The organism is Neisseria sp. P0021.S007 (genome assembly GCF_051956855.1).
On record NZ_JBQCXA010000299.1, the window covers coordinates 1 to 839 of the forward strand.

Genomic DNA, 839 nt, shown 5'->3' on the forward strand with positions numbered 1-839 from the left:
GCCGTTTACTTTAATCGGGCCGTTGATGCCTTTGGTCATGCTTTGCAACAGGGCTTGCGGTTTTTTATTGATATAGTCGGACTGGAATAAAGGCGGGAACATGGCACCCCGACCTTCGCCTTTTTTACCGTGGCAGGCAGCGCAGTTGGTTTCGTAAATTTTTTGTCCTTTGCTCATCAGCGCGGCATCAGCGGCAAAAGCAGTTGGGAGGCTGAGTGCGGTCAGAAGGAGCAGGATAGGGCGGAGTGCAGTCATGATGTGTTCCTTTTTGAGTGGTGTTTTTGATGGCCACACGCTTGGTTTGCGTTTTAATAGCTTGATGATAACGCTAAAGGCCGTCTGAAAGTGAATTTTTCAGACGGCCTTTGGTTTAGGTCAAATCCAGCCTTGCAGATTGGCCCGACTTAATTGTGCAAGTGCGGCAATCCAGTCGGCGGAATCGTTGAGGCAGGGGATGTAACGGTATTCTTTGCCGCCGGCGGCGTGGAATTGTTCGCGTCCCATAATGGCGATTTCTTCCATGGTTTCGAGGCAGTCGGCCAGGAAGCCGGGGCAGAATACGTCGAGTTTAGTTGTGCCTTGTTTCGGCAGCTGATCAAACAGGGCTTGCGTGCTGGGCTTGACCCATTGGGATTTGCCAAACTGGCTTTGGAAAGAAACGATGTATTCTTGTTCGGACAAGCCCAATGCCTGCGCCAACAGCTTGGCAGTATGGTGGCACTCGTCAGGATAAGGGTCGCCGTCGTCGTGATGCTTTTGCGGAATACCGTGGAAACTCAACATCAGTTTTTCGCTGCGTCCGTTTTGAGTCCAATAGGCTTCAATATGCTGCTTCATGG

The 839-nt window shown here is 51.1% G+C and carries 2 protein-coding genes; both read right to left on the minus strand.

The window, feature by feature from the left end:
* On the minus strand, window positions 1–255 hold a 255-nt coding region (locus ACTHUR_RS12960), incomplete at its 3' end, for a c-type cytochrome (RefSeq protein WP_440398904.1).
* Between the two features lie 120 nt (window positions 256–375).
* A partial coding sequence (hemH, locus tag ACTHUR_RS12965; RefSeq protein ID WP_440398906.1) for a ferrochelatase occupies window positions 376–839 on the minus strand: 464 nt, incomplete at its 5' end.